Consider the following 25,966-nt stretch of genomic DNA (forward strand, 5'->3'; position numbering starts at 1 on the left):
CCGGGCAAATTGCTAAGCAGACGGAGATCGTCGGGCTACCGCGGATCGCTACGCGGCGGTCACGGGCTCGGGCGCGGCGGCGGGCTCGGCCGCCGCGGCCTCGCGGTCCTGCTTCTCACGCCGTACGAGGATGAACCAGCCGACCGGGACCGCGGCCGAGAACAGCCACCACTGGACGGCGTACGCCATGTGCGGGCCGATCGAGCTGTCGTCGGGGGCCGGGATCAGCTCGGGGGAGTTGTCGGGCGACTCGGGTGCGGTCTGCTCGATGTAGCCGCCGAGCACCGTGCGGTCGAGCGCCTTGGCCTGCTCGGCGCTGTTGATCAGCATGACCTGGCGCGGCGGCAGGCCCTTGACGTCCTTGATGCCGCTGGCCGCCGTCGTCTGGTCGGCCATCAGCCGGCCGGTCACGGTGACCCTGCCGGCGGGCGGTGCCGGGATCTTCGGGAAGTCCGTCTGGTTGCCGTTGTCGGCGATCCAGCCCCGGTTGACCATCACGGTGGGGCCGCCGCCGGCCAGGACGAACGGGGTGAGCACGTGGTAGCCGACCCGGCCGTCGGCCGCGGTCCTGCGTCGTACGACGACCTCGTGCGCGGTGTCGTAGCTGCCGGTCGCGGTGACCTGGCGCCAGTAGTCCGCGCGCGGGACGGTGTGGCCGGGGGAGGTGAGGTCGGTCACCGGGACCGGCTTCGCCTTGAGGTTGTCGGCGATCAGCGAGTTCTGGGCGACCTTGTGCTCGTGCCGGTGCAGCTGCCAGAAACCCAGCTCGATCATCGTGGGGATGAGAGCGAGGGCCAGAAGGGTGACGAGCACCCACTGCCGGGACAACAGGAAGCGGTACACCCCATGACCGTACAACTCGGGTCACGGGGTGCGCCGGGTGGGGTGGCGGGAACCACCGGGGGGAAACCGGCGGAAGGGTCCGGACGGTGGAAGCGGCCGGACGGGGGGCGGCGAACGGCGGAAGGGGCCGGACGGGGCCGGACGGGGAGGGGGTCAGACCTTGTCGACGATGCCCGCCTTTCCCTCCGCGCGGGCGCAGTGCGCCCCGCAGAACCACGAGCCCTCGACCTCGACCCCCTGGCCGATGATCTGGACCCGGCAGTGTTCACAGATGGGCGCCATGCGGTGGATGGCGCACGAGAAGCAGTCGAAGACGTGCACCGCGCCCTGCGCGTGCACCTCGAAGGACATCCCGTAGTCGTTTCCGCAGACCTCGCAACGTGCCATGCGCCACAGGGTGGGGGCTGACCGGCGCACGCGGTGGGCGCCGCGCCCCGGCACTCACCCGTCTGCCGGTGCGACGTCCCGCAGCAGCTGCGTGAAGGCGGCCTCGTCGACGACCGGGGTCCCGAACGACTTCGCCTTGACGGTCTTGGACGTGGCCGAGTCGGGGTCGTTGGTGACGAGCAGGCTGGTGAGCCGCGACACGCTCGTCGCGACGTGCAGCCCCGCCTCGACGGCCCGGTCCTCCAGGAGCTCGCGGTCGACGGAGGTGTCCCCGGAGAACGCCACCCGCATGCCCTGCTTCAGGGGCCGGTCCGGCTCGTAGCGCCCCGGGTTGGGGTAGGGGCAGGCGGGGCGCTTGCGCGAGGCCCGCCACGTCCCCGCGCCGCCGCGGTAGGAGGCCTGGTAGCCGATGCGGGGGGTGACCGGCGAGTCCGTCCACTCGGTCAGCGGCCGGCATTCGAGCAGCGGGAGGCGCACTCCGCCGGCCGCCGCCGCGTGCAGGCTCGGCCGGAACGCCTCGGCCAGCACCCGCGCGTCGTCCAGCGCGTGGTGGGCGCGCTGCTGCACGACGCCGTAGTGCGCGGCGAGCGACTCCAGTTTGTGGTTGGGCAGGGGCAGCGCCAGTTCCTTCGAAAGGGCGATGGTGCACAGCCGCTGACGGACCGGCGCGGTGCTCCTGGCCCGCGCGTACTCGCGCGCGATCATCTGCCAGTCGAAGATCGCGTTGTGCGCGACCAGGACCCGCCCGTCGAGCCGCGCCGCGAACTCCTCGGCGATCTCCGGGAAGAGCGGGGCGCCTTCGAGCACATCGCTGCTCAGCCCGTGGATCCACACCGGGCCGGGGTCGCGCTCGGGATTGACCAGCGTGTACCAGTGGTCCTCGACATTGCCCTGGGCGTCGAGCCGGTAGACGGCAGCCGAGATTATCCGGTCGTCGCGGGCGAGTCCGGTGGTCTCCACGTCGACGACCGCGTACCCCTGTGGGTAGGCGGCCGGCCACGTCGCTGCTGTCGTCAGGTCGTCGAGCATGGTCACAGAGAATACGGGGCCCGACTGACACTCCGGGCCGGGGCCGGTCGGGTGCCGGGCCCCGCGGTGCCCGGCACCGATGGTCGGATTCCGTCAACCTGCCCTGGTGTCAACCTCTTTGAGGCCCTCGGGGGCCCGCCCGGTCCTCGCCGCGGAGCGATCGGCCCGGGGCCTCCGGGAGCAGTCCGGCCACGAGCGCCCGTACCGAGTCGGTGAACAGCCTGTCCTGATCCACCGTCCCCGCCAGCGCACGTGCCAGCGCCGGGTCCTGTTCGGCCGTCGTGGGGTCCCACAGCTCCTCCTCCGCCGGGCGCTGGAGGGGGGCCCGTTCACGGTTGCGCTCGATCAGGACGTAACCGACCACCTGGAACTGGATGGCCCGCACCGCCTGCGCCGCGCGGGCGCCGCGCAGGCCCGCCGCGTGCACCTCGTGGACCAGGGCCTGCTGGGCGGGCAGGAACATCCGGTCGGTCAGACCGCGTTCGTGCACCATCGCGATCAGGTGCGGGCGCGCGCGCAGCTCGCGGCGCAGGGCGCGGGCCACCGAGAGCACGCGCGCCGCCGGGGTGCGCCCGCGCGGCCGGATCTCGCCCAGCTCCTCGACGGTCCGCTCGACGAGCGCGTCCAGGAGCGACTCGCGGTTGCCGACGTGCCAGTAGATCGAGGTGACGGCGGTGCCGAGCTCGGCGGCGAGTTTGCGCATCGTGAGGGCGGCCGGGCCGTGCTGTCTGACCAGGGAGGCGGCCGCGGCCAGGATCTCCTCGCGGGTGAGTGACGTACGCGTCATATCTGATGCTCCATCAATTCACGTGGGTGCACGGCTCTTTACCCTTCATTGCGGTCGGTGTAACTGTGTTACAGACCCCCGGAAGAGAACAGCCTGCGAAGGGTGGTACGACATGGCACGCGTACGGTACGGGGCGCGCACCGAGGCCGAGATCCAGGCCGCGCGCACCGCGAGCGCCAAGCTCCCCGACATCTGGTCGACCGGTGTGGTGGCGGTCTGGGAGAGCGACCCCGACGCGGTCGCGGCCGTCCTGCCGCCGCCGCTCAAGCCCGCCGAACGCCCGCTGGTGCGGGCCAACATCAGCAAGGTCGACCTGCCCGGCTATCCGCTCGGCGCGGGCTCGGTGGCGGTCGCCGCCGTGCACGACGGACAGGAGGGCTGGTATCCGCTGGTCATGCCGATGACCCACGAGCGGGCCCTGATCGGCGGGCGCGAGGTGTTCGGCGAGCCGAAGAAGCTCGGGGAGGTGGACGTCGAGCGCGACGGCCTGGTCGTGCGCGCCTCGCTCGCCCGGCACGGCATCGCGTTCGTCGAGGTGCGGGGCGCCGTCGAGGGGCCGCTGCCGCTGCCCGGGCCGACGCGCAAGACCGACTTCTACTTCAAGTTCCTGCCGGCCGTCGACGGCGAGGGCTTCGACGCGGACCCCGTCCTCGTCCACTGCGTACGCAACGAGAAGGTGCGCAAGCTGGAGAAGATCACCGGCGACGTGGTGCTGCGCGAGTCGATGTACGACCCCGTCGCCGACCTGCCGGTGCGCCGCCTGGTGGAGATCACCATCGGCGAGAAGACCACCGACCAGAAGGGCACGGTGGCCGAACGGGTCAGCGCCCAGGCCCTGTTGCCCTACATCCACCAGCGCTACGACGACCCCCAGCAGATCCTCGACGGGCCGCCCGAGGGGAGCGTCTGACCATGGAGCTCGGGCAGGGGCAGGTCGCCGTGGTCACCGGCGCGGCGAGCGGGATCGGGCTCGCGATGGCCCGGCGGTTCGCCGCCGAGGGGCTGAAGGTCGTCCTCGCCGACGTCGAGGAGGGCGCCCTGGAGAAGGCGGCGGGGCAGCTGCGCGAGGACGGGGCCGAGGTGCTGGCCCGGACCGTCGACGTCAGCGAGCGGGACTCGGTGCTCGCCCTCGCGGACGCCGCGTACGAGCGCTTCGGGGCGGTGCACGTGCTGTGCAACAACGCCGGGGTCGGCTCGGGTGCCGAGGGCCGCATGTGGGAGCACGAGGTCAACGACTGGAAGTGGGCCTTCGCGGTCAACGTGTGGGGCGTCTTCCACGGCATCCAGGCCTTCGTGCCCCGGATGATCGCCGGCGGCGAGCCCGGCCGGATCGTCAACACCTCCTCCGGCGACGGCGGAATCGCCCCGCTGCCGACCGCGTCCGTGTACGCCGTCACCAAGTCGGCCGTCGTCACCATGACCGAGTCCCTGTACGCCCACCTGAAGGCCGAGGGCGCCCCGATCGGCGCCTCGGTGCTGTTCCCCGGGCCGCACATGCTGCGCACCGGCCTGTGGGAGTCGCACCGCAACCGGCCCGAGCGCTTCGCCAAGGAGCGCCCGCGCAAGACCCCCTACCGCAGCCTCGACCAGTGGGAGTCGGCCATGAAGGCGGCCGGCCACGAGATCGAGTTCACCCCGGTCGAGGCCGTCGCGGCGGAGGTCGTCGACGGGATCCGCGCCGACCGGTTCTGGATGCTGCCCGCGAGCGAGCACAGCGACCGGCAGATCAGAGCCCGTTCGCAGGCGATGCTCGACCGGGCGAACCCGGCGTACCTGGAAAGCTTCATCCTGGACTGACGAGGGACGTGCGATGACAGCACAGAACGCAGCACGCGCATCAGCGCAGAACGACCCGTACCTGATCATCTCCTCCGACTGCCACGCCGGGCTCCCCACCGAGGAGTACCGGCCCTATCTGGACGCCCGTTTCCACCGGGAGTTCGACGAGTTCCTCGCGGGGCGCGACCGCCGCCGCGAGGAGATGACCCGGCTCGGCGTACGCAACGAGGCCTTCGCCGACCGCTGGTTCAGTGACAACGAGCAGGGGCTGCGCGGGGGTTGGGACGCGGTGCAGCGCCTCAAGGAGCTCGACGGGGACGGGGTGGCCGCCGAGGTCGTCTTCCCCGACGCGGACGCCGTCGACAGCCGCACCGCCGCCCCCTTCGGCGTGGGCCTCGGCCTCTCCGGCGACCAGGACCCCGACCTCGGCATGGCGGGCGCGCAGGCGCACAACCGCTGGCTCGCCGAGTTCGTCGGACAGAACCCCGAACGGCACTGCGGGGTGGCCCTGTTGCCCGTCACGGGCGAGGTCGACCGGGTGGTCGCCGAGATCCACCGCGCCAAGGAGTCCGGGCTCGGCGCGCTGATGATCCCCTCGATGTGGGTGGACCGGGCCCCGTACCACGACCGCCGCTACGACCCCGTCTGGGCGGCGGCCGCCGAGGCCGGCCTGCCGCTCGTGACCCACTCGGGCGCGGCGCCGCGCCACGAGTACGGCGACCACCTGGGCATCTATGTGTCCGAGGTGACGTGGTGGCCCGCCCGCCCGCTGTGGTTCCTGCTGTGGTCGGGCGTCTTCGAGCGGCACCCCGGCCTCAAGTTCGGTGTGGCGGAGTCGGGTTGCTGGTGGCTGCCGAACCTGCTGTGGTTCATGGACCGCCTCTACCTCGGCGCCCACGGCGGCAAGAAGCTCTCGCCCTTCGCCGAGCTGAAACGGCCGCCGAGCGAATACCTCGACCGGCAGATCTTCATCTGCGCCACCAACACCAAGCGGCGCGAGCTGGCCCAGCGCTACGAGATCGGCGTCGACAACATCCTCTGGGGCTCGGACTTCCCGCACCCGGAGGGGACGTGGCCGAACACCCGCGAGTGGCTGAAGAACACCTTCCACGACATCCCGGTGAGCGAGACCCGGCGCATGCTCGGCCTGGCGGCGGCCGAGGTGTTCGGCTTCGACACCGCGAAGCTGGCGCCGACCGCCCGCAGGATCGGGCCGACCCCGGCCGAACTGGGCCAGCCCGACGACCAGTTGACCGTCGAGGCGTCCTGGGCGCGCTCGCGCGAGGTGGGCCGCCACTGGCTGACCGAACACGACTTCCCCGTGCTGGGGGTGGACCGGTGACCGAGCGCTACACCGTCATCTCGGCGGACTGCCACGCCGGGGCCGACCTCCTGGACTACCGGCCCTACCTGGAGTCGGCGTACCACGACGCCTTCGACGCGTGGGCGGCCACCTACGTCAATCCTTACGAGGACCTGATGGCCGACACCGCCGACCGCAACTGGAACTCCGCACGCCGGCTTGCCGAGTTGGAGGAGGACGGCATCGTCGCGGAGGTCGTCTTCCCCAACACGATCCCGCCGTTCTTCCCCTCCGCCTCCCTCATGGCGCCCGCGCCCACCCGCGAGGAGTTCGAGCAGCGCTGGGCGGGCCTGCGCGCCCACAACCGCTGGCTCGCCGACTTCTGCGCCGAGGCCCCGGGACGCCGGGCGGGCGTCGCGCAGATCCTCCTGAACGACGTCGAGGAGGCGGTGCGCGAGATCCGGCGGGTCAAGGAGGCGGGCCTGACCGGCGGCATCATGCTGCCCGGCGCCCCACCGGGCTCCGGGATCCCCGAGCTGTACTCCGGTGCGTACGACCCGATCTGGGCGGTCTGCGCCGAACTCGGCGTACCGGTCAACCATCACGGCGGATCCGCGTCCCCGCCGCTGGGGGAGGAGCCGGCGGCGCGGGCGGTGTTCATGGTGGAGACCACATGGTTCTCGCACCGCGCGCTGTGGCACCTGATCTTCGGCGGCGCCTTCGACCGGTACCCCTCCCTCAAGCTCGTCCTCACCGAGCAGGGGTCGGGCTGGATCCCCGGCGTCCTGGACATGCTGGACTACTACCACGGGCGGCTGATGGCGGCCGCGACGAAGTCCTCCACGGCCGAGTCCAAGTTCGGCGCGGGCTTGGCCGAGTCCATGGGCCGGGGCCCCTCGCAGGTGTGGCGGGACAACTGCTTCGTCGGCGCGAGCTTCATGCGGCCGCACGAGGTGCCGCTGCGGGACCGGATCGGCCTCGACAAGATCATGTGGGGCAGCGACTACCCGCACGACGAGGGCACCACCCCCTTCTCCCGGGAGGGCCTGCGCATCGCCTACGCGGGCCTGCCGAGCGACGAGGTCGCGGCGATGGTCGGCGGCAACGCGGCCCGCGTCTACGGCTTCGACCTTCCCTTCCTGGACGAGGTCGCGTCCCGGGTCGGTCCCACGGTGGCGGAGGTCGCCGAACCGCTGAAGGAGATCCCGGCCGAGGCGTCCAGTCCGGCGTTCGCGCTGGGTGGGTCGGTGCGCGTGTGGTGAGGGGCAGGGTGAGACCCTGCCCCGCATGAGCTCAACCGACCAGCACGAAGAGGCGCACAGCGGGGCGCTCGGCTCGCGGCTCAACTGGCTGCGGGCCGCGGTCCTCGGCGCCAACGACGGCATCGTCTCCACGGCCGGTCTCGTCGTCGGCGTGGCCGGGGCGACGGACTCCCGCTCGGCCCTCCTGACGGCGGGCCTGGCCGGACTGCTCGCCGGCTCCATGTCCATGGCGGCCGGCGAGTACGTCTCCGTCTCCACCCAGCGGGACTCCGAGAGGGCCGCGCTCGCACAGGAGCGGCGCGAGCTGAAAGAGTCGCCCGAGGCCGAACTCGCCGAGCTGACCGGCCTGTTGGCCGACCGTGGCCTCAGCGAGGAGGTGGCCCGCGAGGCGGCGCTCCAGCTCACCGAACGCGACGCGTTGCGCGCGCACGCCAGCGTCGAGCTCGGCATCGACCCCGACGAGCTCACCAACCCCTGGCACGCGGCCTGGGCCAGCTTCCTCGCCTTCACGGCGGGCGCGCTGCTCCCCCTCCTCGCGATCGTGCTGCCACCCGCCTCCGTCCGCCTCTACGTGACGGTCGGCTCGGTCCTGGCCGCGCTCGCCCTCACGGGCTGGGGCAGCGCCCGCCTCGGCTCCGCCCCGGCGGGCCGCGCGATCTGGCGGAACGTGGGTGGGGGCGCGGTGGCCATGGGGGTGACGTATGGGGCGGGGGTGCTGCTGGGGGCGGTGGGGGTCTGAGGTCGTCACTCCCGGTGCAGGCGTTCGGGCGGGATGGACTCGGCGCCCGTCGTCCTCGTGAGCCGGCAGTGGATCTGGAGCCGGTCCAGCGGGACGAGTGCGCCGAGATCGACCTGGCCCGTGCAGTTGTAGAAGCTCACATGGCGCAGCTCCGGCAGCTCGCGCAGGGCCGAGAGGCCGCCCACCAGGTGGCACCCGCTGAGCTGGAGTGACTTCAGGCCGACGTACCGAGTCAGCTCCGACACGTTCAGGCCCGGGTGGTCGAGGACCTGGAGAGAGATCAGTTCCTGAGGCACGGGCGCCCGGGCGAGCCCCCTCGCCTGAGCCTCGCCCGTGATGGTCAGCGTGTGCAGATGCGGCCATCGTTCGATGCCGTCCAGGCTGATCCCCGCGGACTGGCGGTACAGCCCGAGGACGACAAGCCCTTCCAGGGGCGGGAGTTCACCGAGGCTGCGCGTCCCGCCGGGAGTTCCCAGCATCAGGCCGGTGAGACCGCCGAGCCGGGACAGGGGCGCGAGGGACAGACCGGGGCCGAGATTGAGGAGGGACAGGGAGCGCATCCCGGGAAGGTCGCAGACCGGCCCGATGTCCCGGACCTCCCGGCAGGTGTCGAGTCCCAGCCGCTCCAGGGCGGGCAGCCGGCTCAGCGGGCTCAGGTCGGCGACGGCATTGTTCGACACGAGCACCAGGTGGATGAGGTTCGGAAGGGACAGCACGTCGTCCCTGAGGGGCTGGTCGCCCTCCAGGGTGATCAGCCTCATTCCGTGCAGCCGTCCCAGCTGCGCCCGTTGCTCCTCGGTCCGAACGTTGAGGTAGACGTTGTCCCATCCGGTCGACCTGGCGAGCACTTCGGTCGCATAGGTCGCTGCGTCGAACCTGTTCCAGAACATGCTGAGTTGGGCCCGGACCATGGAGCGTTCCTCCGCTCCGAACCTTTTGAGGACCTCCAGCGCCGCATCTTCGCCGATGATCCCGGCGGTCCGCACGACGGCGGCTGCCTCCCTCTCGGTCAACTCGTCCGGCCCCGGCAGCAGCTCAAGCACCAGCGGCCCCACCTTGGCCAGGGCCTCAGCCTCACCCCACGTCCGCGGCGGCATCAACTCCCGCGCCCGCGTCTCCACATCGCCCCGCACCGCGGGGTCGAGCTCCGGCGCGTGCTCCAGGCAGGCCGCGGCCAGCAGGACCAGGCGGTGCCGCAGGCGCGGTGCGTGGTCGGCCCGGCGGAGCAACTGGCGCAACAGCCGGGCCCGTTCGTCGGGCCGCGCATGCCCCACGGCCATCCGCACCACGTCGTCCCACGTGTCGTCGTGCGCGTTGCGTACGAGGACCCCGAAGTCCCGGTCCTCCACCGCCGCCTTCGCGCCCAGGTAGTCCTGGAAGGTGCGGTGTACGAAGCCGACCGAGCCCGGCACCGGCTCGCGCAGCAGGCCGCTGCGGATGAGGAGGTGGGCGAAGACCTGGTCGGGCTCGCCCGTCACCTGCGGCATCGCGCCGAGCCACTCCGTCACCATCGCGGCGGCCTCGTCCCGGTCCGCCTCCGCGAGCCCGTTGCGGATCAGCCAGTACGCGAGCCGCTGGAGCAGGGCCGTCTGTTCTTCGCGGGTGAGGATGACGCCCTCGACGCCGGTGATCTCCCGCTCGGTGTCCCGGCGCACGAGCAGCATGTCCAGGGCCGCGTCGTACAACTCCTTCCGGGCGCGCGGCAGTTGCATACGGCGGTCCCGGTTCAGGGCGCACAGCAGCGCGCACATCAGCGGGTTGGTGGCGAGCCTCCCCAGGTCGCGCCGGGAGGTCACCGCGCTCAGGAGGGAGGCCTCGTACGCGTCGAGGCGGGCGCGCTCCTCGGGCGACGGGCAGCCGAGCCGCGCCGAGCCGTGCCAATGGGCGACGAACGCGCGGACGCCCTCCCGCTCCATCGGCAGCAGCGAGTGCGCCACGAAGCCCCGGCCCGCGAGCCAGTCCTCCGAGACCGCCGACGGCCGGGTCGTCACCACGTACCGGGCGCTGGGGAACGCCGTGACCAGGGACTTCAGCCAGGCCTCCGTGCGGGCCCGCAGGCGCAGCGGCACCTCGTCCACGCCGTCCACCAGGACCAGCGCCCGGCCTTCGGACAGGAGGGATTCGGTCCAGCCGGGCGGGGGAGCGAACGGCACCCCGGCCGAGCGCAGGAAGTCCTCCGGCATCGGCAGCGACTCGGCCGCGGTGAACGCCCGCAGGCGCAGGACGAAGGGAACGCACCTGTTCCAGTCGGCGAGTTCGGGGCCGAAGGTCCGGCGCGCGGAGTTCAGCGCCAGCCACTGGATCAGCGTGGACTTGCCCGAGCCCGCCGCGCCGCGCAGAAGCAGCCGGTCGGTGCCGGCCAGTGCCTGCTCCACGCTCACCGTCGCGGCCCCGGTGTCGGGCAGCCCCACCGCCCGGCGGGGCTCACCGCTCACCGAGAGGCTGATGTACGCGGTGTCCAGCGGCCATTCGCTCGCCGAGCGCCCGAGGGTGAGTCCGAACAGTTCGAGGCGGCCGTGGGCCTGGGCCACGTACCGCGCGTACCTCTCCTCGAAGGCGAGGGCGGCCGCCTCGGGGTGCGGGCCCACCCGGTCGCGTACGTCCTCGATCAGCTCCCGTGCCGCGCCCGCCGTCCTCGTCTGCTCGACCGCCGCCCGCGCCGCGAACGAGGGGTGGGCGGTGAGCTGTTCCAGGACATGGGCGCAGCACAGGGCCAGGAGTTCCTCGTAGAGGGCCTCGCCGGGTCCGGGGTGCGGGCGGCGCAGTTCGGCGGCCAGGCGCTCGGGGGCGAGGCCGAGCGCGAAGAGGCGGTCCGCGTCCAGCGTCCCCGCCGCCGCGAAGGAATCCCGCACGGCATCGACCGCCGACGTCCGCTCGTGCTCGGGGAGCGAGCCGTACGCCTCGTCGAGGCGGTGGCCGAGGGCCTTGGCTAGGCGGTCCGGGGAGGCCGGTCTGGGCAGGGGGCGCAGCGGCCCCGTCACCAGGCCCGCGCCCGGCCGGGGGGCCAGGATCGACTTCGCGACCGTCGAGATCACCGTGCTCGCGAGACGTACGACCACAACTTCCAAGCCTGGCACCGCAGTTGCCTCCCCCAGAGCGCACCGGTGCCAGCGATCGTACGCCGGGGCCGCTCGCTCCGATTGGCAGAACTCACCAAAGCCTGCTGACAACGCGTCTCGCATACTTGTCGGTAACACCATCTAGCCGGGGCCGCCGCCCCGCCCCTACGGTGCAGGCATGTCGCCGAACCTGCCCGATGTCGTGCTGTGGTCGATACCCGCCTTCGTGCTGCTCACCGTCGTCGAGATGGTGAGCTACCGGCTCCATCCGGACGAGGACGCCGCCGGGTACGAGACGAAGGACGCCGCCACCAGCGTCGGCATGGGGCTCGGCAGTCTGGTCTTCGACGCGTTGTGGAAGATTCCGATCGTCGCCCTCTACACGGCGGTCTACGCCCTCACCCCGCTCGCGATCCCGGTCCTGTGGTGGACCGTGCCGCTGATGCTGCTCGGACAGGACTTCTTCTACTACTGGTCGCACCGCGGCCACCACGTGATCCGGATCCTGTGGGCCTGCCACGTGGTGCACCACTCCAGCCGCAAGTTCAACCTCACCACCGCCCTGCGCCAGCCCTGGACGACCTGGACCGTGTGGCCGTTCTACGTGCCGCTCATCGCGCTCGGCGTGCATCCGGCGGTGCTCGCTTTCTGTTCCTCGGCGAACCTCGTCTACCAGTTCTGGGTGCACACCGAGCGGGTCGGGAAGCTGCCCCGCCCCTTCGAGTTCGTCCTCAACACGCCTTCCCACCACCGGGTGCACCACGCCTCGCAGGGCGGCTACCTGGACCGGAACTTCGGCGGCATCCTGATCATCTGGGACCGGATGTTCGGCTCGTTCACCGCCGAGACCGAGCGGCCCGTGTTCGGGCTCACCAAGAACATCGCCACCTACAACCCGCTGCGCGTCGCCACCCACGAGTACGCCGCCATCGCCCGCGACGTACGCGCCGCCCGCAGCTGGCCGGAGCGGGCCGGCCGGATCTTCCGCGGCCCGGGCTGGCAGCCGCGGGCAGTGGTGGCAGCGGCGTTGGCGGCAGCGGCGACGACCACCTCGGCACCGGCCACCGAGCCGGCCACCGCCACCGCCACCGCCACCGAGCCGGCCACCGCCACCGAGCCGGCCATCGGGCCCGCCGCCGTGGCGGAGCGCGCCGTATGACGCGACCGGGCGCGGATGCCGTCGCGCCCGGGACCCGGGCGGGCACGGGCGCGCGGCTGCCCGCCGCGGTCACCCCGCTCCTGCTCGCCTTCGCGGCCGCCGGCGCCCTCGACCTGCTCGCGCTGCTCGCCGGGTGGCACCCCGGGCACCTGATTGCCAAGCCGCTCCTCATGCCCCTGCTCGCCGCGCACGTGTACGCGCGGGGCGGGCCGCGACTGCTCGTCGCCGCGCTGCTGTGCGGCTGGGGCGGCGATGTGTTCCTGCTCTCCGGCGCCGATGCCGCCTTCCTGCTCGGCATGGGCTGCTTCGCCGCCGGGCACGTCTGCTACCTCGTCCTGTTCGGGCGTGGCCGCACCCACCCCGGGCTCGGCGCCGCGTACGGGATCGCACTCGTGGCCGCCGTGGCCGCGCTCTGGCCGGACCTGCCCGCCGGGCTGCGGATCCCGGTCGCCGGCTACAGCCTGCTGCTCACCGCGATGGCCTACCGCTCCTCCCGGCTCGGACCGCTCGTCGGCCTCGGCGGCGCCCTGTTCCTGCTGTCCGACACCCTCATCGCCACCGGCGTCGCGAACTGGCCGCAGCCGCCCCGCCCCGACTTCTGGATCATGCTGACCTATCTCGGGGCGCAGGCACTTCTCGCACAGGCGTACCGTGAGGAGTCCCGCACCACCCCCTGACCGGCAAGGACCCGTAGCATGCGCGCGACCGTCATCCACGCCCCCCACGACATCCGGGTGGAGGAGGTGCCGGACCCCAGCATCCAGGTGTCCACCGACGCGGTCGTCCGGGTCCTGCGGGCCTGCATCTGCGGCAGCGACCTGTGGGCCTACCGCGGCGAGTCCGCCCGACAGCCCGGGCAGCGCATCGGCCACGAGTTCCTCGGCATCGTCGAGGAGGCGGGCTCCGGGGTCCGCGGCCTGCGCAAGGGCGACCTCGTCGTCGCGCCCTTCGTCTGGTCCGACGGCACCTGCGACTTCTGCTCCGAGGGCCTGACCACCTCCTGCCCGCAGGGCGGGTTCTGGGGCTCGGTCGGCTCGGACGGCGGCCAGGGCGAAGCCGTCCGCGTGCCGTTCGCCGACGGCACCCTCGTCAAGCTCCCTGCCGAAGCCGCCTCCGACGACCGCCTGCTCACCGCGCTGCTCGCGCTGTCCGACGTCATGGGCACCGGCCACCACGCGGCCATCGGCGCCGGCGTCGAGCGCGGCTCGACCGTCGCCGTCGTCGGTGACGGCGCCGTCGGCCTGTGCGGGGTGCTCGCCGCCAAGCGGCTCGGCGCGGAGCGCATCATCGCGCTCGGCCGCCACCAGGTCCGCACCGACATCGCGAAGCTCTTCGGCGCCACCGACGTCGTCGCCGAGCGCGGTGAGGCCGCCGTGGCCGCGGTGCGCGAGCTGACCCGCGGCCAGGGCGCGCACGCCGTCATCGAGGCCGTCGGCACCGAGCAGTCCATGCGCACCGCGGTCGACATCACCCGCGACGGCGGCGCCATCGGCTACGTCGGCGTCCCGCACGGCAGCGGCACCGGGCTCGACCTCGGCATCATGTTCGACCGCAACATCGCGCTGCGCGGCGGCGTCGCCCCCGTGCGCACCTACATCCCCGAGCTGCTCGCCGACGTCCTCGACGGCACCATCGACCCGTCCCCGGTCTTCGACCGCACGGTCGGCATCGAGGGCGTGCCCGACGGCTACCGGGCGATGGACGACCGCACCGCTCTCAAGGTCCTCGTCAAGCCGTAACGGGCCACAGCACACCGAAGGGGGCCGTCCGCGATGCGGGCGGCCCCCTCCGACTTCCTCAACCCGTCTGTTACTTCACGGCGTTGAGGGCGTTGGTGATGCCCGCCCCGTAGAAGCCGTTGTAGAACTTTCCGCCCTGGCAGACCGCGTCCACCGTGCCGTCACCGTCGATGTCGTACGGGGTGGTGCACGGCGTACGGTCCGCCTGGAGCGCGAGCAGCGCCTTGATCCGGAACGCCGACGCATGCGGGTGCGTCGACTTCAACAGGGCCGCCACGCCCACCACATGGGGCGTCGCCATGGACGTTCCGGCCATGTACGCCCACGTACCGCCGGGCACCGGACCGAGGATGAGACCACTGGTGGCCGGGGCCTGCGGCGGCTGGTACGCGGTCGAGTCGCCGCCCGGGGCCGCGATGTCGATGACACCGAGCCCGTAGTTGGAGAACGACGACTTGACGCCCTTGGCGCCGGTCGACGCGACCGTCACCACACCCGGCAGCTGGGTCGGGATGTCCAGGCACTGGTGCGGGTCGATCACCCGGCTGCCCGGGGTGGTGTCGTTGGGGCTGGCGGGGTCGGTGATCGAGTCGGACGCGAGGTCGTAGTTCTCGTTGCCGGCCGCGGCCACGTTCACCGTGCCCTTGGACTCGGCGTACTTCGAGGCCCGGGTGATCGCCTCGACCAGCGCCCTCTGGTCGGGGTCGTTCTTGCAGTTGAAGTACCACGGGTCGGTGTAATAGCTGTTGTTCGTCACGTCGATGTGGTGCTCGGCCGCCCACACGAAGCCGCAGACCACGGCCTCGGTGTAGAAGAAGCTGCCGCCCTGCGTGGACACCTTGATGGCCGCGACCTTCACGCCCGGCGCCACCCCGGTGATGCCCACGCCGTTCATGGCGCCCGCGATCTCGCCGGCGACATGGGTGCCGTGCGGGGAGCCGCCGGTGGTGAACGGGCGCCAGGCGCCGTCCGTGGTGTCCGGCTTGCCGGTGATGCAGCTGACCGACTTGGCGCGGTCGAAGTTGGGCGCGATGTCCGGATGGGTGTCGTCCACGCCCGTGTCGATCACCCCGACCGTCACCTTGGAGCTGCCCAGCGTCTTCTCGTGCGCCTTGTCCGCCTTGATCGCCTTCAGGTCCCACTGGAGCGGCTCAAGCGGGTCCTCGCCCGGCGCGGCCTTGGCGGAGGCCGCCTTCAGGTCCTCGGCGGTGAGGTGCTTCGGGCTGCCCACGTCGGTGGTGGACTGCGCGGGCAGCGGCGCGGTGCGCGTCGCGCCCGCCGATTCGACGCCCCGCACCGTGCGGATCGTCTTCGCGAAGTCCGCGTTGGCGGAGTGCACGACGAGCACGCCTATCCGGTCGTAGGCCTGGAGCACCGAGCCGCCCGCCTGGGCCACTGCTCGCTGGACGCGGGCCGAATTCCCTTGCCCGGGACGGACGTTGACGATGTAGCTCAGCTCGGGACCGGCGGTCGCCGCCGCCTTCGCGGTGGTGGCTCCGGCAGCGGTGGCGGCGGCCGAAGCGGTGCCGGGGAGCAGCGCGAGCGCGACGGCGGTGGCCAGGCCCGCCGAGGCCGCGACGGCGCGGCGCGTACGGGAGATGTGCAACGGCATGGGGTCTCCATGGGGTTGGCGGAACTCTCGGTACGTAACGGAAGGAGAAGACGGAAGGAGGAGCTGTGAAGCTATCGCCGATCATCTCGGCGGATCAACGGCTTCCGCCGAGTTCGCGCAGAAAGTCACGCGGTCGCGCCAGGGGGAGCGCGGAACGCGCCACGCGCCCGTCCGGGATCCGCCAAGGAGAAAAACGGCCGGACTGAACCGAGACGGCCCGCGCCCCGTGCCGTTGTCAGGGGGACCGCATCGCATCCCCAGCGGAGACCCCATGTCCGACCTGTCCCTACCCGCCGCATCCCCGTCCCCACCGCCGTCCGCATCCGCACCGCCTGCGTCCGTACCGTCCGCATCCGCACCGCCACCGTCCGCACCACCTGCATCACCACCGTCCGTATCCGCACCATCCGGATCCGCTTCCGCACCGCGAGGAGATTCCGTGGCCACCGACGCGCCGCCGCCCGAAGCCGGGGCGGCCCCCGGCCCAGTCCAGCCCAGCACCGAGGCATTCGTCGCGGAGCAGCAGAGCGCGGAATTCGGTGAACTCCGCCGCGCCCACCGCTCGTTCGCCTTCCCGCTGACCATCGCCTTCATCATCTGGTACCTGCTCTACGTGCTGCTGTCCAACTACGCGGGCGGCTTCATGGGCACCAAGGTCATCGGCAACATCAATGTGGCCTTCGTCTTCGGCCTCGCCCAGTTCCTGACCACGTTCCTCATCGCCTGGTTCTACTCGCGGCACGCCGCGGCGAAGCTCGACCCCAAGGCCGAGGCCATCAAGTCCCGTATGGAGGCCGACGCATGAGCCCCGCCCTGGTCCCGCTCGCCGCCGTCTCGACCACCGAACACCGGCCACTGATCATCACCCTGTTCGCGGTGTTCGTCGCCGCGACCCTCGCCATCACCGTCTGGGCCGGCCGGCAGACCAAGAACGCCTCCGACTTCTACGCGGGCGGCCGCCAGTTCACCGCGTTCCAGAACGGCCTCGCGGTCTCCGGCGACTACATGTCCGCCGCGTCCTTCCTCGGCATCGCCGGAGCCATCGCCCTGTTCGGCTACGACGGCTTCCTCTACTCCATCGGCTTCCTGGTCGCCTGGCTGGTGGCGCTGCTGCTCGTCGCCGAGCCGCTGCGCAACTCCGGCCGCTACACGATGGGCGATGTGCTCGCCTACCGGATGAGGCAGCGGCCCGTGCGCACCGCGGCCGGCGCCTCCACCATCGTCGTGTCGATCTTCTACCTGCTGGCGCAGATGGCCGGCGCCGGAGTCCTCGTCTCGCTGCTGCTCGGCATCACCACCGACGCGGGCAAGATCCTCATCGTCGCCCTCGTCGGCGTCCTGATGATCGTGTACGTCACCATCGGCGGCATGAAGGGCACCACCTGGGTGCAGATGGTCAAGGCCGTGCTGCTCATCGCGGGCGCGATCCTCATGACGTTCATGGTGCTGCTCAAGTTCCACTTCAACGTCTCCGACCTGCTCGGCACCGCGGCCGAGAAGAGCGGCAAGGGCGCGGCGTTCCTGGAGCCCGGCCTGAAGTACGGCGTGAACGGCACCTCCAAGCTGGACTTCCTCTCGCTCGGCATCGCGCTGGTGCTCGGCACCGCGGGCCTGCCGCACATCCTGATCCGCTTCTACACGGTGCCCACCGCCAAGGCCGCCCGGAAGTCGGTGAACTGGGCGATCGGCATCATCGGCGCCTTCTACCTGATGACGATCGCGCTCGGCTTCGGCGCGGCGGCCCTGGTCGGGCCCGCCGCCATCAAGGCGCAGAACCCGGCGGGCAACACCGCGGCCCCGCAGCTCGCCGAGTACCTCGGCGGCGGCGTCGGCACCACCGGCGGCGCGACCCTGCTCGCGGTGATCTCGGCGGTCGCCTTCGCGACCATCCTCGCCGTCGTCGCCGGCCTCACCCTCGCCTCGTCGTCCTCCTTCGCGCACGACATCTACGCCAACGTCATCCGCAAGGGGAAGGCGACCGAGAAGGAGGAGATGCGGGCCGCGCGCTGGGCCACCGTCTTCATCGGCGCCGTCGCGATCGTGCTCGGCGCCTTCGCCCGCGACATGAACGTGGCGGGCCTGGTCGCGCTCGCCTTCGCGGTGGCCGCCTCGGCGAACCTGCCGACCATCCTCTACAGCCTGTTCTGGAAGCGCTTCACCACCCAGGGCGCCCTCTGGTCGATCTACGGCGGCCTGTTCAGCTCGGTGTTCCTGGTGCTGTTCTCGCCCGTCGTCTCCGGCAACCCGAAGACGTCCATGTTCAAGGGCGTCGACTTCCACTGGTTCCCGCTGGAGAACCCGGGCCTGATCTCGATCCCGCTGGGTTTCCTGCTCGGCTGGATCGGATCGCTGCTCTCGAAGGAGGAGCCGGACCGGGGCAAGTACGCCGAGCTGGAGGTGAAGTCCCTGACGGGCATCGGCGCCCACTGAGGCCGCCCGCGACGTACATCCGCACGGCGGATGGCCGAGGCCGTGTCGTAGGACCCTACGACACGGCCTCGCCGCACCTCGTGACAATCGGCCCCTCCCGTTGTCACGGGTCTCGCGTAGGCTCGGGTGTATACACATTCGGCAGACGTTCGACCGGATTCCGGCCGGACACCGACGGACAGGGGAGGGGGCCCACAAGTGCTCATCGACACCTACGGCCGGGTGGCCACCGACCTGCGCGTCTCGCTCACCGACCGGTGCAACCTGCGGTGCACGTACTGCATGCCGGAAGAGGGCTTGCAGTGGCTGGCCAAGCCGGATCTGCTGACCGACGACGAGATCGTCCGGCTCATCCGCATCGCCGTCACCGACCTCGGCATCACCGAGGTCCGCTTCACCGGCGGCGAGCCGCTGCTGCGGCCCGGCCTGGTCGGGATCGTCGAGCGCTGCGCGGCCCTGGAGCCGCGCCCCCGGATGTCGATCACGACCAACGGCATCGGCCTCAAGCGCACCGCCGCGGCCCTGAAGACGGCGGGCCTCGACCGCGTCAACGTCTCGCTGGACACCCTGCGCCCCGAGGTCTTCAAGACCCTGACCCGGCGCGACCGCCACAAGGACGTCATCGAGGGCATGGAAGCCGCCCGCGAGGCGGGTCTGACCCCGGTCAAGGTCAACACCGTCCTGATGCCGGGCCTCAACGGCGACGAGGCCCCCGACCTGCTGGCCTGGGCCGTCGAGCACGACTACGAGCTCCGGTTCATCGAGCAGATGCCGCTCGACGCCCAGCACGGCTGGAAGCGCGACGGCATGATCACCGCCGGTGACATCCTGGCCTCGCTGCGTACGCGCTTCACGCTGACGCCCGAGGGGGAGGACGAGCGGGGCTCCGCGCCCGCCGAGCGCTGGGTGGTCGACGGCGGCCCCCACACCGTGGGTGTCATCGCCTCGGTGACCCGCCCGTTCTGCGGCTCCTGCGACCGGACCCGGCTCACCGCCGACGGCCAGGTGCGCACCTGCCTGTTCGCCCGCGAGGAGTCCGATCTGCGCGCGGCCCTGCGCTCGGACGCCGGGGACGAGGAGATCGCCCGCCTGTGGAAGCTGGCGATGTGGGGCAAGAAGGCCGGCTCCGGCCTCGACGACCCCTCGTTCCTCCAGCCCGACCGCCCGATGTCAGCGATCGGCGGCTGACGACTCCCACTCGGCGAGCGTCACCACGTCCTTCAAGAAGCCCCGTACGCCCAGGAATTGGGACAGGTGCTCGCGGTGCTCGTCGCACGCGAGCCACGTCTTGCGGCGCTCCGGGGTGTGGATCTTCGAGTTGTTCCACGCCAGCACCCACACGGCGTCGGCACGGCAGCCCTTGGCGGAACAGAGGGGGGTCTCGGCACTGGTCTCGTCACTCACAGAGACAATTGTGCGGCATGCGGCCCGATGCGAAACGGGGCACCGCCCCCGTACAAAGGCGACGCCGAGCAGCCACGGGGGGAGCTGCCCGGCGTCGGTCCGTCGCTCCGACGGGGGATGCGGAGCGCTTACGAAGTATGTCATGGGGGACCCGGTGTGGTGCACCGGAACTTCATGATTGATCTGAGGTTTTCTTGAGCTTCGCGGACGGTGACGGATCAGCCGTGCTCGTGCGCACGCCACTGCGGGTCACCGTCTCCGGCTTCCGTCGGGGATTCCGCGGCGCCCCCCACGGGGGCCGCGCCAAGTGCCGGCCGGACCGGTGCGGGGATGAAGGTGGAGGGCAGCGAAGTCACGTTCTCCCGGCCCGCGTTGGCGAACACGACCGCCACATAGGGCAGCAGTGCGCCGAGCACCAGCGTCACAATGGCGACAGGACGCTCGACGTTCCACAGCACCGCGGTCAGCACCACCGAAAGCGTGCGGATCGACATCGAGATCACATAGCGGCGCTGCCGGCCCCGGACGTCCTCGTCGAGCGACCGGCGGGCTCCGGTGATCCGGAAGACCTGGCCGCTGCTCTGCTTCCGCATCACGTTCCACCACCCGAATTCCACGGCGGGCTCTCCCCGGCCCGGACTGCTATCACCGTACGCCGCGGGTCCGCCGGGTTCGAGACCGGGGCGGCTTCAACCTGCGCGGATGCCCCAGTACCCACCACGTATGGACGTATCCGACATGCGCCGTACCGAGGACGGGCCGACACTGGCTGAACCTGCTCACGTCGAGCCGTACAAGGAGGCAGCCATGGGCTGGTTGTGGGCCATCATCGTGGGATTCGTGCTCGGTCTCATCGCCAAGGCGATCATTCCCGGCAAGCAGCACAGTCCGCTCTGGCTGACCACCATCTTCGGCATCATCGGCGGCGTGGTCGGCAACTCGATCGCCCGGGCGATCGGGATCGCCGAGACCAAGGGCATCGACTGGGGCCGGCACGGACTCCAGATCGCGGCCGCCGTCGTCATCGTCTTCCTGGGCGACATGCTCTACATGGCGGTGCGGGGCAACAAGCAGAGAGCCTGACGGCAGCGGAAAGGGGGCGGCTCCGCGAAGGAGCCGCCCCCTTTTGCGCTGTCCATGGCCAGGGCGCCGTCGTGCCGTGTCCGGTCGGGCGGTCCCGGTCAGGCGCCGACGACCTCGACGGCCGCCAGGTTCTTCTTGCCCCGGCGCAGCACCAGCCAGCGCCCGTGCAGGAGTTCCTCCGCCGTGGCCACCGCGTCCTCGGCCGTCACCTTCACGTTGTTCACGTAGGCGCCGCCCTCCTTCACGGTGCGGCGGGCCGCCGACTTGCTGGCCACCAGGCCCACCTCGGCGAACAGGTCGGTGACCGGGCCGAGCTCGGTCACCTTCGCGTTCGGCAGCTCGGACAGGGCGGCGGCCAGCGTCGCCTCGTCGAGCTCGGCGAGCTCGCCCTGGCCGAACAGCGCCTTGGACGCGTCGATGACGGCCGCGCACTGGTCCGCGCCGTGCACCAGGGTGGTCAGCTCCTCGGCGAGCGCCCGCTGGGCGGCCCGCGCCTGCGGGCGCTCCTCGGTGAGCTTCTCGATCTCCTCCAGCTCCTCGCGGGACTTGAAGGAGAGGATGCGCATGTAGGTCGAGATGTCCCGGTCGTCCACGTTCAGCCAGAACTGGTAGAACGCGTACGGCGTGGTCATCTCCGGGTCGAGCCACACGGCCCCGCCCTCGGTCTTGCCGAACTTGGTGCCGTCCGCCTTGACCATCAGCGGCGTCGCCAGGCAGTGCACCTCGGCGTCCGGCTCCAGGCGGTGGATCAGGTCCAGCCCGGCGGTGAGGTTGCCCCACTGGTCGCTGCCGCCCTGCTGGAGGGTGCAGCCGTAGCGCCGGTACAGCTCCAGGAAGTCCATGCCCTGGAGCAGCTGGTAGCTGAACTCCGTGTAGCTGATGCCCTGTTCGGACTCCAGACGGCGGGCCACCGAGTCCTTGGTGAGCATCTTGTTGACCCGGAAGTGCTTGCCGATGTCCCGCAGGAACTCGATCGCGGACATGCCCGCGGTCCAGTCCAGGTTGTTGACCATCACGGCCGCGTTCTCGCCCTCGAAGGACAGGTACGGCTCGATCTGGCTCCGCAGCCGGTCGACCCAGTTCGCGACCGTCTCCGGGTCGTTCAGGGTGCGCTCGGCGGTCGGGCGCGGGTCACCGATCTGGCCGGTCGCGCCGCCCACGAGCGCCAGCGGCCGGTGCCCGACCTGCTGGAGCCGGCGGACGGTGAGGACCTGCACCAGGTGCCCGACGTGCAGGCTTGCCGCGGTCGGGTCGAAGCCGCAATAGAACGTGACGGGACCGTCCGCGAGAGCCTTGCGCAATGCGTCCTCGTCAGTGGACAGCGAGAAAAGCCCGCGCCACTTCAGCTCGTCGACGATGTCCGTCACGGTTCCGGGTCTCCTTGTGGTGATGGGGGTGGGACCGCCAGTCTAGGCGGGTCACACACCCCGGCTGACCGAGCTCATGTTGAAGTCGGGGACGCGCAGCGCGGGCATCGCGGTCCGGGTGAAGTAGTCGTTCCACTCTCGCGGCAGGGTCTTGCCGGTGCGGCCCGCCTCGGTGGCCCGCGACAGGAGGTCCACCGGCGACTCGTTGAACCGGAAGTTGTTCACCTCGCCGACCACCTCGCCGTTCTCCACGAGATACACCCCGTCGCGGGTCAGACCGGTCAGGAGCAGCGTGGCCGGGTCCACCTCGCGGATGTACCACAGGCACGTCAGGAGCAGCCCGCGCTCGGTGGCGGCGACCATCTCGTCCAGGGTGCGCCCGCCGCCGGCGTCCAGGATCAGGTTGCCGGGGGAGGGGGCGAGCGGCAGGCCGGTCAGGGCGGCGCTGTGCCGGGTGGTGACCAGGTTCTCCAGCCGGCCCTCGCGGATCCAGTCGGTCGCGGTCAGCGGGAGCCCGTTGTCGAACACCGACTCCGTGTCGCCCGAGGAGTGCGCCACCTGGAACGGCGCGTACTCCAGGCCCGGCTCGTTCGGGTCGCTGCGCAGGGTGAGCGGGAGCGGGGAGAGGGTGTCGCCGAGGCGGGTGCCGCCGCCCTGCTTCGAGAAGACGGTCCGGCCCTCGGCGGCGTCCCGGGCCGCGGCCGACCAGATCTGGTAGATCAGCAGGTCGGCCACCGCGGTCGGCGGCAGCAGGGTCTCGTACCGGCCGGCGGGCAGGTCGATGCGGCGCTCGGCCCAGCCGAGGCGGCGGGCGAGCTCGTCGTCGAGCGCGCCCGGGTCGACGTCCTTGAAGTCCGCCGTCGCCCGCCCCGCCCACGCCGAGCGGGTCCGGTCCGGGGACTTGGCATTGAGCTCCAGGGTGCCGTTGGGCTGGTCGTGGCGCAGCCGCAGACCCGTGGACGTACCCAGGTAGGTGGAGCTCAGCTCGTGGTTGGCGAAGCCGTACAGCTCACGCCCGCCGGCCCGGGCCCGCGCGAAGGCCTCGCCGAGGGCGGGCGCGAAGTCGGTGAACACGGCGGAGCTGGTCTCGGCGGGCGCGTCGGTGAAGTCCGCCGCCACCGGCACGCCGGTGACCAGCGGCTGGGCGTCCTCGGCGGGCCCGGCCCCGCGCGCGGCCGCCTCCGCGGCACGCACCAGGGACTCCAGGTCGTCGGCGGTGACGGCCGAACGCGAGACGACACCGGAGGCGGTGCCCTGGGCGCCGTCCACCGTCGCGATCACGGTGAGGGTGCGTCCCCGGGTCACGCCGTTGGTGGTCAGCGCGTTGCCGGCCCAGCGCAGATTGGCCGAGGAGTGCTCGTCGGCGATGACCACACAGCCGTCCGCGGTGGACAGCTCCAGGGCCCGCTCGACGATCTCGTGCGGCTTGACGGTCGTACGCGAGCTCATCGCCCGGCCTCCTGAGTCGTGGTGAGACGGTGCTGGCCCGGGGGGCGTCCCCCGGACCCCCGGCCGGGGGCGCGGTGGTGGGATCCGTGCCTCATCGCCCGGCCTCCTGAGTCGTGTTGAGGATGTTGACGCCGCGGAACAGGGCGGAGGGGCAGCCGTGGGAGACCGCGGCGATCTGGCCCGGCTGGGCCTTGCCGCAGTTGAAGGCGCCGCCCAGGACATAGGTCTGGGGGCCGCCGACCTTCTCCATGGAGCCCCAGAAGTCGGTGGTGGTCGCCTGGTAGGCGACATCGCGGAGCTGGCCCGCCAAGCGCCCGTTCTCGATGCGGAAGAAGCGCTGGCCGGTGAACTGGAAGTTGTAGCGCTGCATGTCGATCGACCACGAGCGGTCGCCGACCACGTAGATGCCCCGCTCCACCCCGCCGATCAGATCCTCCGTGGCGAGGCCGCCCGGGTCCGGCTGGAGCGAGACGTTCGCCATCCGCTGGACCGGGACGTGCCCGGGGGAGTCGGCGAAGGCGCAGCCGTTGGAACGGCCGAGACCGGTCAACTTCGCGATCCTGCGGTCGAGTTGATAGCCGACGAGGGTGCCGTCCTTCACCAGGTCCCAGGACTGCGCCGCCACGCCCTCGTCGTCGTAGCCGATCGTCGCGAGCCCGTGCTCCGCGGTCCGGTCGCCGGTCACGTTCATCACCTGTGAGCCGTACGCCAGCTTCCCCAGCTGGTCGAACGTGGCGAACGAGGTGCCCGCGTAGGCCGCCTCATAGCCCAGCGCCCGGTCCAGCTCGGTGGCGTGGCCGATCGACTCGTGGATGGTCAGCCACAGGTTGGACGGGTCCACCACCAGGTCGTAGCGGCCGCCCTCGACGCCGGGTGCCCGCATCTTCTCGGCCAGAAGCGCCGGGATCTCCTCCAGCTCCGCGTCCCAGTCCCAGCCGGTCCCGGTCAGGTACTCCCAGCCGCGCCCGGCCGGCGGCGCGAGGGTGCGCATCGAGTCGAACTCGCCGGTCGTGCGGTCCACCGCGATCGCGGTGAGCTGGGGGTGCAGCCGCACCCGCTGCTGGGTGGTCACGGTGCCCGCGGTGTCCGCGTAGAACTTGTTCTCGTGCACCGTGAGCAGCGACGCGTCCACGTGCTCGACCCCGGCCGCGCCGAGCAGCCGCGCGCTCCAGTCGGCGAGCAGGGCGCTCTTGTCCTCGTCCGGCACGCTGAAGGGGTCGATCTCGTAGGACGAGATCCAGGTCTTCTCGGAGTGCACCGGCTCGTCCGCGAGCTCCACCCGCTCATTCGACCCGGCGGCCGCGATGACCTGAGCGGACAGCTTGGCCATGGCCACCGCGCGGGAGGCGACCTTGGCCGCCGCGTCCATCGAGAGATCGACGCCCGAGGCGAATCCCCAGGCCCCGCCGTGCACCACCCGCACCGCGTAGCCGAGGTCGGTGGTGTCGGAGGAGCCGGCGGGCCGCGCGTCCCGCAGCCGGCGGGCGGCGCTGCGCACCCGCTCGAAGCGGAAGTCGGCGTGCTCGGCACCGAGCGCGCGGGCCCGCGCGAGCGCCGCGTCGGCAAGTGCGCGCAGCGGCAGCGCCGTGAAGGCGTCGTCGATGGAATGGGTCCCTGATGGCACAGCTGTCTCCCCTGTCGTACGAGACCGGTCGCCCCCGATCATGTCGCGCCGACCGGCCTCATGACTACGGCCTTTCTGTAGGGACCCGACAGCGCTCGTTCCACGCCACTGTCAGGGCCCGATTCCTCGTAAGTCGGGCGGTACCGATAGTTTGCGTGGAGTACGAATCCGCCTATCGAAAGGGTGATCCGTTGAGCCGCTCGGTTCTCATCACCGGAGGTAACCGGGGCATCGGCCTCGCCATCGCCCGCGCTTTTGCCGACAGCGGCGACAAGGTCGCGATCACGTACCGCACCGGGGAGCCGCCGGCCGCCCTGACCGAGCTGGGTGTCCTCGCCGTCAAGTGCGACATCACGGACACCGAGCAGGTGGAGCAGGCCTACAAGGAGATCGAGGACAAGCACGGTCCCGTCGAGGTCCTGATCGCCAATGCCGGCGTCACCAAGGACCAGCTCCTGATGCGCATGTCCGAGGACGACTTCACCTCCGTCCTCGACACCAACCTCACCGGCACCTTCCGCGTGGTCAAGCGCGCCAACCGTGCGATGCTGCGCGCCAAGAAGGGCCGCGTGGTGCTGATCTCCTCCGTCGTGGGGCTGCTCGGCTCGGCGGGGCAGGCCAACTACGCCGCCTCCAAGGCCGGTCTGGTGGGCTTCGCCCGGTCGCTCGCGCGTGAGCTCGGGTCCCGGAACATCACTTTCAACGTCGTGGCACCCGGTTTCGTCGACACCGACATGACCAAGGTGCTCACCGAGGAGCAGCGCTCGGGCATCGTGTCCCAGGTGCCGCTGGGCCGCTACGCGCAGCCCGAGGAGATCGCCGCCGCGGTGAAGTTCCTCGCCTCGGACGACGCCTCGTACATCACTGGAGCCGTCATCCCGGTTGACGGCGGATTGGGCATGGGTCACTGA

The 25,966-nt window shown here is 71.4% G+C and carries 24 protein-coding genes; 13 read left to right on the forward strand and 11 right to left on the reverse strand.

From position 1 onward, the window contains the following. Positions 1-48: 48 nt before the first annotated feature. From ACFYNP_RS32995 to ACFYNP_RS33010, 4 genes are all read right to left on the reverse strand, one after another. Positions 49-843: an SURF1 family protein gene (locus ACFYNP_RS32995; protein WP_388790770.1), complete on the reverse strand. Its 795-nt coding sequence runs from the start codon at positions 841-843 to the stop codon at positions 49-51. Between the two features lie 153 nt (positions 844-996). After that, positions 997-1,230, reverse strand: coding sequence for a hypothetical protein (locus tag ACFYNP_RS33000; RefSeq protein WP_100574681.1), 234 nt, complete (start codon positions 1,228-1,230; stop codon positions 997-999). A 54-nt stretch (positions 1,231-1,284) separates the two neighbouring features. Further along, entirely contained in the window at positions 1,285-2,265 is a 981-nt protein-coding gene (locus ACFYNP_RS33005; protein ID WP_388419767.1) for a DEDDh family exonuclease, read from the reverse strand. A gap of 103 nt (positions 2,266-2,368) precedes the next feature. Further along, positions 2,369-3,046, reverse strand: a complete 678-nt coding sequence (locus ACFYNP_RS33010) for a TetR/AcrR family transcriptional regulator (protein ID WP_388790772.1) — start codon at positions 3,044-3,046, stop codon at positions 2,369-2,371. A 112-nt stretch (positions 3,047-3,158) separates the two neighbouring features. Here ACFYNP_RS33010 and ACFYNP_RS33015 point away from each other — a divergent pair, with 112 nt between their 5' ends. Genes ACFYNP_RS33015 through ACFYNP_RS33035 form a run of 5 tightly spaced genes read left to right on the forward strand, consistent with a single transcriptional unit; the run spans position 3,159 to position 8,129 of the window. After that, entirely contained in the window at positions 3,159-3,956 is a 798-nt protein-coding gene (locus ACFYNP_RS33015) for an acetoacetate decarboxylase family protein (protein WP_388790774.1), read from the forward strand. 2 nt (positions 3,957-3,958) lie between these two features. Then, positions 3,959-4,843, forward strand: a complete 885-nt coding sequence (locus tag ACFYNP_RS33020; RefSeq protein ID WP_388790776.1) for an SDR family NAD(P)-dependent oxidoreductase — start codon at positions 3,959-3,961, stop codon at positions 4,841-4,843. Between the two features lie 13 nt (positions 4,844-4,856). Continuing rightward, on the forward strand, positions 4,857-6,167 hold the full coding sequence (locus ACFYNP_RS33025) for an amidohydrolase family protein (protein WP_388419760.1): 1,311 nt from the start codon (positions 4,857-4,859) through the stop codon (positions 6,165-6,167). Next, positions 6,164-7,390, forward strand: a complete 1,227-nt coding sequence (locus ACFYNP_RS33030; RefSeq protein ID WP_388790778.1) for an amidohydrolase family protein — start codon at positions 6,164-6,166, stop codon at positions 7,388-7,390. The genes ACFYNP_RS33025 and ACFYNP_RS33030 overlap by 4 nt, the downstream gene beginning before the upstream one ends. A 25-nt stretch (positions 7,391-7,415) precedes the next feature. Beyond that, on the forward strand, positions 7,416-8,129 hold the full coding sequence (locus ACFYNP_RS33035) for a VIT family protein (protein WP_388790780.1): 714 nt from the start codon (positions 7,416-7,418) through the stop codon (positions 8,127-8,129). 5 nt (positions 8,130-8,134) lie between these two features. Here ACFYNP_RS33035 and ACFYNP_RS33040 read toward each other — a convergent pair whose 3' ends face one another. Next, positions 8,135-11,188, reverse strand: coding sequence for an NACHT domain-containing protein (locus ACFYNP_RS33040; RefSeq protein ID WP_388790782.1), 3,054 nt, complete (start codon positions 11,186-11,188; stop codon positions 8,135-8,137). Positions 11,189-11,366: 178 nt separating this feature from the next. Here ACFYNP_RS33040 and ACFYNP_RS33045 point away from each other — a divergent pair, with 178 nt between their 5' ends. From ACFYNP_RS33045 to ACFYNP_RS33055, 3 genes are read left to right on the forward strand one after another with little or no spacing between them, the layout of a single operon-like run. Then, complete coding sequence (locus ACFYNP_RS33045; RefSeq protein ID WP_388790784.1) at positions 11,367-12,347, forward strand: sterol desaturase family protein; 981 nt, start codon at positions 11,367-11,369, stop codon at positions 12,345-12,347. Continuing rightward, entirely contained in the window at positions 12,344-13,024 is a 681-nt protein-coding gene (locus tag ACFYNP_RS33050; protein ID WP_388790786.1) for a lysoplasmalogenase, read from the forward strand. The genes ACFYNP_RS33045 and ACFYNP_RS33050 overlap by 4 nt, the downstream gene beginning before the upstream one ends. 18 nt (positions 13,025-13,042) lie before the next feature. Then, positions 13,043-14,086 carry a zinc-dependent alcohol dehydrogenase family protein gene (locus ACFYNP_RS33055; protein ID WP_388790788.1) on the forward strand — a complete coding sequence of 348 codons (1,044 nt, stop codon included), beginning with the start codon at positions 13,043-13,045 and terminating at the stop codon, positions 14,084-14,086. Positions 14,087-14,156: 70 nt separating this feature from the next. Here ACFYNP_RS33055 and ACFYNP_RS33060 read toward each other — a convergent pair whose 3' ends face one another. Then, complete coding sequence (locus ACFYNP_RS33060; protein ID WP_388790790.1) at positions 14,157-15,698, reverse strand: S8 family serine peptidase; 1,542 nt, start codon at positions 15,696-15,698, stop codon at positions 14,157-14,159. A 439-nt stretch (positions 15,699-16,137) separates the two neighbouring features. On the opposite strand from ACFYNP_RS33060, the gene ACFYNP_RS33065 reads away from it, so the two are divergent. The 3 genes from ACFYNP_RS33065 (at position 16,138) to moaA (ending at position 19,316) form a co-directional block, all read left to right on the forward strand. Further along, positions 16,138-16,503: a DUF485 domain-containing protein gene (locus tag ACFYNP_RS33065; RefSeq protein WP_388419744.1), complete on the forward strand. Its 366-nt coding sequence runs from the start codon at positions 16,138-16,140 to the stop codon at positions 16,501-16,503. After that, the gene (locus ACFYNP_RS33070; RefSeq protein ID WP_388419742.1) at positions 16,500-18,128 is read left to right on the forward strand and encodes a cation acetate symporter; all 1,629 of its coding nucleotides are present in this window, start codon (positions 16,500-16,502) and stop codon (positions 18,126-18,128) included. The genes ACFYNP_RS33065 and ACFYNP_RS33070 overlap by 4 nt, the downstream gene beginning before the upstream one ends. A 198-nt stretch (positions 18,129-18,326) precedes the next feature. After that, positions 18,327-19,316 (forward strand): GTP 3',8-cyclase MoaA, encoded by a 990-nt coding sequence (gene moaA, locus ACFYNP_RS33075; protein ID WP_388419740.1) that lies wholly within the window; start codon positions 18,327-18,329, stop codon positions 19,314-19,316. Here the strand turns inward: moaA and ACFYNP_RS33080 are convergent. Further along, entirely contained in the window at positions 19,299-19,532 is a 234-nt protein-coding gene (locus ACFYNP_RS33080) for a hypothetical protein (protein WP_388419739.1), read from the reverse strand. The two genes, moaA and ACFYNP_RS33080, sit on opposite strands and share 18 nt — an antisense overlap. Before the next feature lie 218 nt (positions 19,533-19,750). Then, the gene (locus ACFYNP_RS33085) at positions 19,751-20,125 is read right to left on the reverse strand and encodes a DUF3099 domain-containing protein (RefSeq protein WP_388419875.1); all 375 of its coding nucleotides are present in this window, start codon (positions 20,123-20,125) and stop codon (positions 19,751-19,753) included. A 214-nt stretch (positions 20,126-20,339) separates the two neighbouring features. Between ACFYNP_RS33085 and ACFYNP_RS33090 the strand changes: the two genes are divergently transcribed. After that, the gene (locus tag ACFYNP_RS33090) at positions 20,340-20,615 is read left to right on the forward strand and encodes a GlsB/YeaQ/YmgE family stress response membrane protein (RefSeq protein ID WP_161244563.1); all 276 of its coding nucleotides are present in this window, start codon (positions 20,340-20,342) and stop codon (positions 20,613-20,615) included. A gap of 98 nt (positions 20,616-20,713) precedes the next feature. On the opposite strand, the gene tyrS is transcribed toward ACFYNP_RS33090, so the two are convergent. From tyrS to ACFYNP_RS33105, 3 genes are all read right to left on the reverse strand, one after another. Next, positions 20,714-21,982: a tyrosine--tRNA ligase gene (gene tyrS / locus ACFYNP_RS33095; RefSeq protein WP_388790792.1), complete on the reverse strand. Its 1,269-nt coding sequence runs from the start codon at positions 21,980-21,982 to the stop codon at positions 20,714-20,716. Positions 21,983-22,033: 51 nt separating this feature from the next. Further along, positions 22,034-23,431: a metallopeptidase TldD-related protein gene (locus ACFYNP_RS33100; RefSeq protein WP_388790794.1), complete on the reverse strand. Its 1,398-nt coding sequence runs from the start codon at positions 23,429-23,431 to the stop codon at positions 22,034-22,036. A 91-nt stretch (positions 23,432-23,522) separates the two neighbouring features. After that, positions 23,523-25,034, reverse strand: coding sequence for a TldD/PmbA family protein (locus ACFYNP_RS33105; RefSeq protein ID WP_388419873.1), 1,512 nt, complete (start codon positions 25,032-25,034; stop codon positions 23,523-23,525). A 212-nt stretch (positions 25,035-25,246) separates the two neighbouring features. Between ACFYNP_RS33105 and fabG the strand changes: the two genes are divergently transcribed. Further along, complete coding sequence (fabG, locus tag ACFYNP_RS33110) at positions 25,247-25,966, forward strand: 3-oxoacyl-[acyl-carrier-protein] reductase (RefSeq protein WP_388790796.1); 720 nt, start codon at positions 25,247-25,249, stop codon at positions 25,964-25,966.

The organism is Streptomyces sp. NPDC006691, from assembly GCF_042869955.1.
Classification (GTDB): Bacteria; Actinomycetota; Actinomycetes; order Streptomycetales; family Streptomycetaceae; genus Streptomyces.